General features: G+C 39.8%; 8 protein-coding genes. 3 read left to right on the forward strand and 5 right to left on the reverse strand.

All coding sequences use genetic code 11. The features are described from left to right. From FJR08_RS00555 to FJR08_RS00570, 4 genes are all read right to left on the reverse strand, one after another. Nucleotides 1–473, reverse strand: a 473-nt coding sequence (locus FJR08_RS00555) for a tetratricopeptide repeat protein (RefSeq protein ID WP_168631814.1), incomplete at its 3' end; no start/stop codon positions are given. 50 nt (nucleotides 474–523) lie between these two features. Further along, nucleotides 524–2,821: a caspase family protein gene (locus tag FJR08_RS00560; protein ID WP_168631815.1), complete on the reverse strand. Its 2,298-nt coding sequence runs from the start codon at nucleotides 2,819–2,821 to the stop codon at nucleotides 524–526. 57 nt (nucleotides 2,822–2,878) lie between these two features. Beyond that, nucleotides 2,879–3,220: a DUF5615 family PIN-like protein gene (locus FJR08_RS00565; protein WP_027401121.1), complete on the reverse strand. Its 342-nt coding sequence runs from the start codon at nucleotides 3,218–3,220 to the stop codon at nucleotides 2,879–2,881. Between the two features lie 3 nt (nucleotides 3,221–3,223). Then, complete coding sequence (locus tag FJR08_RS00570) at nucleotides 3,224–3,550, reverse strand: DUF433 domain-containing protein (RefSeq protein ID WP_039204417.1); 327 nt, start codon at nucleotides 3,548–3,550, stop codon at nucleotides 3,224–3,226. A gap of 139 nt (nucleotides 3,551–3,689) precedes the next feature. Between FJR08_RS00570 and FJR08_RS00575 the strand changes: the two genes are divergently transcribed. Continuing rightward, nucleotides 3,690–6,110 (forward strand): CHAT domain-containing protein, encoded by a 2,421-nt coding sequence (locus tag FJR08_RS00575; RefSeq protein WP_168631816.1) that lies wholly within the window; start codon nucleotides 3,690–3,692, stop codon nucleotides 6,108–6,110. A gap of 636 nt (nucleotides 6,111–6,746) precedes the next feature. Here FJR08_RS00575 and ruvC read toward each other — a convergent pair. After that, on the reverse strand, nucleotides 6,747–7,238 hold the full coding sequence (gene ruvC / locus FJR08_RS00580; RefSeq protein ID WP_015078083.1) for a crossover junction endodeoxyribonuclease RuvC: 492 nt from the start codon (nucleotides 7,236–7,238) through the stop codon (nucleotides 6,747–6,749). Between the two features lie 190 nt (nucleotides 7,239–7,428). Here ruvC and yvcK point away from each other — a divergent pair, with 190 nt between their 5' ends. Together yvcK and FJR08_RS00590 are read left to right on the forward strand one after the other, a co-directional pair. After that, nucleotides 7,429–8,802, forward strand: a complete 1,374-nt coding sequence (yvcK, locus tag FJR08_RS00585; protein WP_168631817.1) for a gluconeogenesis factor YvcK family protein — start codon at nucleotides 7,429–7,431, stop codon at nucleotides 8,800–8,802. A gap of 56 nt (nucleotides 8,803–8,858) precedes the next feature. Next, nucleotides 8,859–9,701, forward strand: coding sequence for a Uma2 family endonuclease (locus tag FJR08_RS00590; protein WP_168631856.1), 843 nt, complete (start codon nucleotides 8,859–8,861; stop codon nucleotides 9,699–9,701). Nucleotides 9,702–9,711: the final 10 nt, after the last annotated feature.

Genomic DNA, 9,711 nt, shown 5'->3' on the forward strand with positions numbered 1-9,711 from the left:
AAGAACTCAATTGCCTTTGGGTATTGCCCCAGGGAAGAGTAAGCACTGCCTAGATTACCCAGGGAACTGGCTTCCCCATAGCGTTGGCGAAGCCTCTCTTCTGGAGAATCGCCGATTTCTCGAGAAATAGCCAAAGACTGCTGATAGAACTCAATTGCCTTTAGGTATTGCCCCAGGTAATAGTAAGCAATGCCTAGATTATTCAGGGATGTGGCTTCCCCATTGCGATCTTTCAGTTTTTGATAAATTATTAACGCCTGTTGCCAAGACTGGATTGCGTCTTTATATTGACTACGTTGCGCTTGCTGAATCCCTTGCTCTAATAGCTTGTCTGCTTCTGTTTTGCGGTCTTGACTCGTCTGTGCTTGGGCGGTGGTAGAGAGGAGATAACTGGGAATGGGTAACAGAGAGGGAATCAACGTCAGCAGCAGAGGCGACGTGAGCCAACTAATTAGTCTAAGTCGCAAGGTCATAAAAGTTAATAATAGGGTAATTACTTAGGATTTTGCCTTTGTTATAACTTTCAAGTTGCTTTTTGGTCAACAATTTCAAATGTAATTGATAAAGCCGCCATCTGTTGAGTATCAAACAGACGAATACCCGGTTTCCTTTCACCGCGTTTCCCCCCAGCCAGGTCATCTAATAAACTAGCTATTGCTTCTTCTGCTTTTTCAGCTACCTGACTACCACTTCTTTTTTCACTTCTTTGTTCCATTACCAATGTCTGTAATGGTTTCAATGCTTTCTCAATTGGTGCTGTACTCGCCACAATCAACACCTCTACAATCCCCAAAGGTTTACCAAAAGACAGCTTTCCTTCCTTGGGGATTTGAATTGTCTGCCCTGCCAAAACAAGTGCAGCATTTTTACCATCACTCACAGGAAATAAAATATCAATATCCCCATCAGGACTAAAGATTAATATGCCAATATGCAAATCACGATTTTCTCGATTTTTAACAGAGATTTGCACATATTTGTTAATTTCGATTTCAGCCAGAGAACTGTTTTGATAATTTATAATTTGCAGATTTTTTGCAGATGAAATTTTACCCCCACGCACAGTAAAAGACTCTGCCAACAAAGCCCGATTATCAGCAACCGTCAACCTAGCTGCCACGTTTAACCGAGATGAATTGGTATTCAGAGTCATTTTCATCAATCGAGCCGCCAGCAATAGTTTAAACTTCGTCTGGAGGCGATTTACGGCATCATTAATAGTTTCATCTTTCACCCCAAATGAACCAGGAATTAGTTCAAATCCAACTGAGAATAAACCTACACTATTTACATCTGGTAAATCTGCAAATTTTCTGGTTTCCAAATCTTGATGATAACTAGGCAACATTCGTCCCAAAATATAATGTAATTCCTGCTCTAACAACGGTACTACTTCAACGCGGGGAATTGATTGTAAAGCCTGTTTTGCTGCTTCTGTATCCACTGATTTATCTAAACCAATCCGTAATTTTAAATCATTTGGAATTGCCCGAATTTGTTCTTGCAACACCGCTCCAGGAGAAATTTTGACACCTGACTTAGTTTGCAGTAATCCGGTGGCATTTAGGCTAGAACGCGACTCAATTTTTACAGTTCCTTGGCGTTGTCCGTGATTATCAACAATATTAAAAATTGCGCCTTTACCTAAAGCTTCTAAAACTTGTGGTTCTGCACCAGTTAAAAGTAACTTAACAGCATTTCCTTTAACTTCCGTAATCACAGCTTCTGCGGCTAATTTCTGCATGGAAGAAAAATACATCGGCTGTTGTTCATCTTTACTACCTGTTTTTACTTCCAAACCTGGATTTTGACGGCGAGAATTTGCCATACTTTGTAAAAACTGCTCAGTTTTCCCAGCCGCAGCTATCACAACTTTACCCATTCCTTGATTACTCGTTTGTTGCCACAATTGACGAGTTAAGGAATATGTAAACACACCTGCATTCACATCTTTAGCAAAACTAGCATCAGCCGCTTGTTGATTACGTCCAGCCGCGAAAATAGCAGCACCATTAACAATATTTTTTTTGCGTCTTTCAATCCATTCTTCTTTAGATAATTTTAAATCAGTCAGCCAATGTTGCTGATAATCTAATTCTTCTTGAATTGATTTGAGTTTTATATTTGGGGTGTCCCCTCGCAGTTTTAACAGTTCTGCATAACCAGGACGTGACCTAATAATTAAATTCCCCCGCACTCCAGCACCAGAGTAACAACTATCGAGAATGAAAGTCACATTTTTAGTTTTTCGTCCCAATGCTTCTCGCAATAAAAATATAGTACCTGCTGTAATATCATTGACTTCTCCACCTTTATTTGGATAACCCAGAGGTAAATCTGCATCAACAGGAACGATAGTTCCATTCAGTCTATCTTCTGGGAATATCTTATAAGGATCAATCACATTTGAGCCATGTCCTGAATAGTGAAAGACAACCACATCATCAGGGAATTTTACCCATTTAATCAAATGTTTATTAAATTGCTCTAGAATATTTTGGCGTGTTGCTTCTTTGTCAGTCAATACCAAAATATCATCTGAATTAAATCCAAACCGATGTATCAACAATTCTCTCTGAAGTTCTACATCATTCACCGCACCCCGCAACTTATACCATAATCCTTGAGTTTTTAAGTCTTGGGCATTAATTCCTGGATAGCTGTTGATACCAACAAGTAAGGCGCGTTTACGGCGGGTATCCTGTGCTAAAACCTGGCCATAATTAAGAGAAGCTTGATGAATGGCAAATTGATTTACACCCAGAATGGTGAGGGATGCACCGATAGATTGGAGAAAATGACGACGCTTTATGATAGGCATAGTTTCGATACTGTGCAGTTAAGAAAAGTAGAATCTTTATGGTAAATCTTTAGTTTTTTAAGTGACTGGACGTACCACACGAATTAGTTTTTTTCGCAATGATGTTTCTGCTGTTACAGCGTCATTGATTCTTGCTGCAAATTGTTCCCAGTTACGATTATTGCTACAAACAACAATTCCAAAGTGGTCATCATCACGACGATGTAAACGGATAAAATCATATTTATTAATAGTTAATATTGCCCGTTCTTGACTGATGGCAAATGCTAATACTTCATCGTCAGGTATGCGTTGATCTGCATTTCCTGCTTCTTGAACTGTCAAAACATCATGCCCCAAACTGCGTAATAATTCCACAACTGGAAAAGGAAACTGCTCATCTGCATAAAAACGTGCCATTGACTATGCTGCCTCATTACGCTCAATTACCAATTCGATTTCATCAGCATGAGCTTCTGCATATACCCAAGCATGAGCTAAATCCGTAGCTGAAATGGTGGGATAGCTGGTTAAAAGGTCAACATCACTATATCCAAGTTGTCGAGCTTCAACTAGTACCCAGACAGGAATACGAGTATTAGCAATGCAAGCTTCTCCACCACAGACTCTAGGGGTTTTCTCAATTCCTTGCCAATTGCTACCAAGACTTTGAGCAAGTAACTGTATAATCTGGACTTTTTCATTAGGTTTAAGGGCAAGAAGTTGTTGTTCTAACTCTTTGAGTGTCATGGATATCAATCCTCTAATGCCTTGTCAAGCTACATTTACAATTTTAATCCGCCACAGTGCTTCAACTCAAGCTACTTAATATTTACGATATACTGAAAGCAAAATTTCAAGTAATTACCTCAATATTAAATATAATATAATGTCCTTGCGACTTAGACTAATTAGCTGGCTCACGTCGCCTCTGCTGCTGACGCTGATTCCCTCTCTGTTGCCCATTCCCAGTTATCTCCTCTCTACCACCGCCCAAGCACAGACGAGTCAAGACCAGAAAACAGAAGCAGACAAGCTATTAGAGCAAGGAAATCAGCAATTTCAACGTAGCCAATATAAAGATGCAATTCAGTCTTGGCAACAGGCATTAGTGATTTATCAACAACTTAAAGACCGCAAAGGGGAAACCAATTCCCTGAATAATCTAGGCAATGCTTACAATCAATTGGGGCAGTACCCAAAGGCAATTGAGTTCTATCAGCAGGTTCTAACAATTGTTCAAGGTCAAGAGAGTTTTAGTGAAGTAGAAACCCTCAGTAAAATTGGTTTGCTTTATAAACAATTAGGGCAATACACCAAAGCTGTGTATTTCTATGAAAAATCTTTATCTATATCTCAACATTTAAGTGATTTCTTGTCACGGTCAAACCCTATTACATTTTATGAATCTTTAAGTTTACAGATACGATTACAGATAGATATCGGAAATATTTATGCCGATCTAGGAGACTATGCAAAAGCAATTCAATCTTTTGAGCAAAGCCTGGACATTTCTAATATACACGGCAATCAGAAGCAGCGACAGCAAATAATAATAAATTTTGGCAAGGTCTATGCTGCAATAGGAGATTATATAAAGGCGTTTGAATATCTACAGCAGAGTTTAAAACTTGCAAGAGAAATCGGAGATAGACAAGGTGAATTAGAAGCTTTAGCTACACAGGGTAGCATCCTTGCTCTTACTGGTAATACTAAAGGATTAAACTCTCTCCAGCAGAGTTTATTGATTGCTCGTGCAGTTGGAGATAAAAAATATTCCACAGAAAAAGTCACTCTCAGTAACATTGGTTCTCTATTTCAGGAGCTAAAGAAGCCAAAATTAGCCATTATCTTTTATAAAAAATCTGTTAACCTCACGGAAGCTATTCGCAAAGATTTGCAAACTTTACCCCGTGACCAACAAGAATCCTACACCCAAACTGTAGCAGATACATATCGCAGTCTCGCTGATTTGCTGATTTCCCAAGGACGGGTACTAGAAGCTCAACAAGTTCTAGAACTATTAAAAATCCAAGAATTACGTGATTTTACCCGCAATGCTAGAGCCGGTGGTGAAACCGCTGGTATTGCCTTGTCCCGCATTGAAGAAGATATCCTCAACAAATATGGTACTCTCATCGTCTTTGGGTTAAAGCTTTATGAATGTGAGCAGCAAAAATGTAACAGCCTCAGCCAACTGCGCGACCAACTCGATACATTAACTCAACAATTTAATCAAGATACTAATACTTTTCGGAAAACTCTCCAAGAGCGATTAGCCAAAGACCCCGCACTCCTGGAACCGGAACAAGTCCGCAATACTGCTGCCAAAATCGTGACTGCTGAACCCGACACAATTCTGGTTTATCCCCTAGTTTTAAAAGATAAAATCAGGATTCTACTGGCAACTAGGGCAGGGGAAAAAGGCGTAGTTTTCCGCACCTTTGAAACACCTGTTAACCAACAACAACTATGGAACAAGGTTTCCCAGTTCAGAACCCAACTATCTAACCCCAATGGAGAGAAAGAATTAAAAGCCACCAGTCAAGAACTCTATAACTGGTTGATTAAACCTCTAGAAGGGGAAATCAAGGATAAAAATGTGCGGAATTTGGTCTTTTCTCTTGACCGTTCCACCCGCTACATCCCAATGGCTGCACTGTTTGATGGTAAACAATATTTGATTGAACGCTATGGAATATCTACAATTCTCAATGCGGGTTTAACAGATGTTAAAGACCGTTTACCCAGCAAGAAGCAAGATATTAAAGTTTTGGCAATGGGTGTTTCTAAAGCCTTTCCGGGGTTCAATGCTTTGTCGAATGTGCCGATAGAATTGGCTAACATCGTGCAACAATCCGGGAAAGAGAACACGGGCATTTTTCCTGGTTCAGAATTTCTCGATGAAGCCTTCATTTTTCGGACTTTGCGAGATAATCTTTCTGGTAATAGGGTGTTACATATTGCCACTCACGGCAAATTTGAATCTGGTCGTCCTGAAAACTCTTTTCTGCTTTCTGGAACTGGTGACAAATTAACCGTTGAGCAGATTCAAACTCTACAAAACTATATGAAAGATACCCATTTAGTTGTGCTTTCTGCGTGTGAAACGGCTTTAGGTGGGGTAGATGCCGATGGAATAGAAATGTCTGGCATTAGCTTCTATTTTCTCACCAATGGGGCTAAAGCGGTGATTGCTTCCCTGTGGCTCGTTAATGATGCCAGCACCAGCCAATTAATGCAGCAGTTTTACCAAAATCGTCACAGGGTCTTCTGCTGGACGCACATAAGAACCATCAGCTTTAAATAATTTCTTTAAATTTATATGCTGGCGATACTTTTCTGGTAATGGTAAGTAATTGGACAAAAATATTTACAGTCATTGCAAGCGAAGGGAAGCAATCACAACCCTTGCGATTGCTTCATTTCACTTCGTTCCATATGGCTAACGCCACGCAACGCTTACGCAATAATATTGTGTAATTAATTCCGTCTCACTACTTACGTCAGCCGGATTTTTATAAGGATTAGTGAAATCGGAAAAAGGCATGAAATTATATGTATGGAAAATAGGTTACATAGTAGCTAAATAATATAGCGGTATGCACTTGAATGAGATACAGTGATTAAATTGCAAAACCTGTAGGGCGGGGAAACCTCGCCTTAAATTGTATTGCATCTGACCGATAACCGCTATATGCTATTTCAAAACACTGGTATTTTGAGAGCGCAATTACTTGCTTCTTACATTACCAGTTGTCCGGTAACAATAATATTATGTTGATATATTTTGAACTGACTTGAATACAAGCTGCGATTTTATCAACCCGTGTGTAGGGGTAGAGTATCATGTTTCCGGTGGTAGCGATCGCTGAACCCTTTGAAATTTCAGTGGAGGACATGGGCGACAGACTCAGTTTAACCAACTATTCTATTTTTATACGAATCACAACTGAAACGAAGCTGTTAGTGCTACCGCTAAAGCATCTGCCGCATCATCAGGTCGAGGAATTTCATCTAAATCCAATTCCCGCATCACAGCCTCTTGCACTTCTGCTTTATCTGCTTTACCATAATTCGTTAAAGCTTGCTTAATTTGGGGAGGTGCAAATTCTACATAAGGAAGCTTACGCTGTCCTAAAACTAACATCAGTACACCCCTGGCTTGTGCTACAACAATGGTATTTGCCATCCGATAAAAAAATAACTTTTCAATTGCCACCAAATCTGGCTGTAAGTCCTCCATCACGCTGTGTAAATCATCAAATAAAATACATAGTCGCTGAGTCATTTCCACATCAGCATTTGTGCGAATTACGCCAAAATCTACCATCTCTACCGTTGTCTCTTGTCCTTTATTTTGACTTTGTTGCCAATTAATTGCCCCAAATCCCACAGTTGCCAGTCCTGGATCTATTCCTAAAATTCGCTTTTTCATCAAATTCACTTTTATTAAATTGGTAAAACACAACGCCGCAAAAGTAAGATAGGTATTTTCCCCAACTATTGATTCCCTATCCTCCCTGAAATATAAAGGATTAAATCAAACTTATGGTTTTTTCAGTATTGAAAGCAGGTGATGTTAAGTTTCTGTTAAATATTGTTTTTACCAACTTTCCTTATTAAGTATGTTCATCGGTTTTTTGAAACAAGCCATTAATTCGCTACAACTAGAGTCTCACAGTCGCACTTCCCACCGGGTTAACCAATGGTTCAAATGGTTATCCCCTGGATTAGCGGTGAAACGCTGGTTACTTATCACTGTTGGGGGTGTTGTCTTAGCCAGTTTGGGGTTGGCTATTTGGGTAAAATTAACCCCCATTTTTTGGATACTAGAGTTGCTAAAAGGTCTTTTGGGACTCCTTGCGAATATTTTGCCCAACTATATTAGTGGTCCATTACTCCTTCTTTGTGGTGTCCTGTTGGTGCTGTGGGGACAATCCCGCACTGTCGGTTCAATTACAGAAGTCCTCAGACCTGGAGTGAATGAAGAGGAATTAATAGATGTCCTTTTGGCACATCGTCGCTTATACCGGGGTCCAAAAATTGTAGTTGTTGGTGGTGGAACTGGACTTTCAACGTTACTCAGAGGCTTAAAAACTTATAGTGCTAATATTACTGCTATTGTCACCGTAGCAGATGATGGCGGTTCTTCTGGTAGACTGCGCGAAGAATTTGGCGTTTTACCACCTGGAGATATCCGCAATTGTTTAGCAGCACTAGCTGATGAAGAAAAATTACTGACGGAATTATTTCAATATCGCTTTCGGGCTGGAGATGGCTTAACAGGTCACAGTTTTGGTAATTTGTTTTTAACAGCCATGACTGATATTACTGGGGATTTGGTGCAAGCGATCGCTGCCAGTTCTAAAGTATTGGCGGTGAGAGGACAAGTTTTACCTGCTACCCTCAGTGATGTCCGTCTCTGGGCAGAATTGACAGATGGCCGCCGCATTGAGGGTGAGTCGAATATTCCCAAAGCTGCGGGAAAAATTGTCAAAATTGGTTGTATTCCTGAAAATCCACCGGCAGTTCCCGCGGCAATTAAAGCCATTCAAGAAGCTGATTACATTATTATTGGTCCGGGTAGTCTTTATACAAGCTTAATTCCTAATTTGTTAGTTGGAGAAATTGCCGATGCGATCGCCGCTACCAATGTACCCCGCATTTATATCTGCAATATCATGACCCAACCAGGAGAAACTGATGGATATAGCGTTGCTGAACATATTCAAGCCATAGATGATGCTTGTGGCAATAGAAGGTTATTCGATGCTGTATTAGTTCATAAAAAAACACCCTCAGCCCAAGCACTTATCCGTTATGCCCAACAAAATGCCCATCCAGTCTTTTTAGACCGAGAATCTGTCACCCAATTAGGACGGCGAATAGTTCCTGCTAATATTTTATTTGAAGATGAATATGGTGCTGTTCGCCATGACCCCCAAAAACTAGCCAAAGTCTTATTAAAATGGTACAGTGGAGCGCATCACGGGAAGTAAAAACTGGGGACGGGGAAATATATTTCCCCATTACCAATTACCAACCTAACATATTTATGACTTCTTCCATCATTTCTCAAACTGAACCACCCCTTCCCCCTTGGGAAACTTTACCGACAATGTATGATTTACCTAGCGAAAACCCAGAGGAAAAAGGCTTGCCAGACGACTTTCATTTTTTACAACCTTTACTTTTATATTTAACATTTCAACCCATAAACTGGAATCCAGAAATTGTTTATAGTGCGGCTGATCTGAATCTTTATTATGATCTGCAAAATCCTTTATGGTATAAACGCCCAGATTGGTTTGGTGTAGTAGGAGTCCCAAAATTATATAATGGTCAAGATTTACGTTTAAGTTATGTCACTTGGCAAGAACCAGCAAACCCTTTTGTAGTTGTAGAATTATTATCTCCTGGTACAGAAGATGAAGATTTAGGTAATAGGGAAAGTAAGATAGGTAAACCTCCCACAAAATGGGAAGTTTATCAAAGAATTTTAAGAATTCCTTACTATATTGTTTTTAGTCGCTACACCAATGAAGTCCGCGCATTTCAGTTAGTAGGTGGTCATTATGAACCTATTAATATGACTGAGGGACGCTTACCAATGCCAGAATTAGGTTTAAGTTTAGGACTATGGCAAGGGACATTTCGAGATATTCCCAAGTTATGGTTAAGGTGGTTCACACTAACAGGAGAATTAATTCCTGAACCAACAGAAGAAGCTATTGCTGCTAATGAAAGAGTTATTCTTGCTGAACAAGAAGCTATTGCTGCTAATGAAAGAGTTATTCTTGCTGAACAAGAAACAATAGAAGCAAAAAGAAAAGTTGAACAACTAGGACAACTGTTGCGTGATTTAGGCGTTAATCCCGATACACTGGATAATGCTTAGAGGTTGTTTG

The organism is Dolichospermum sp. UHCC 0260 (genome assembly GCF_009711985.1).
Classification (GTDB): Bacteria; Cyanobacteriota; Cyanobacteriia; order Cyanobacteriales; family Nostocaceae; genus Dolichospermum; species Dolichospermum lemmermannii.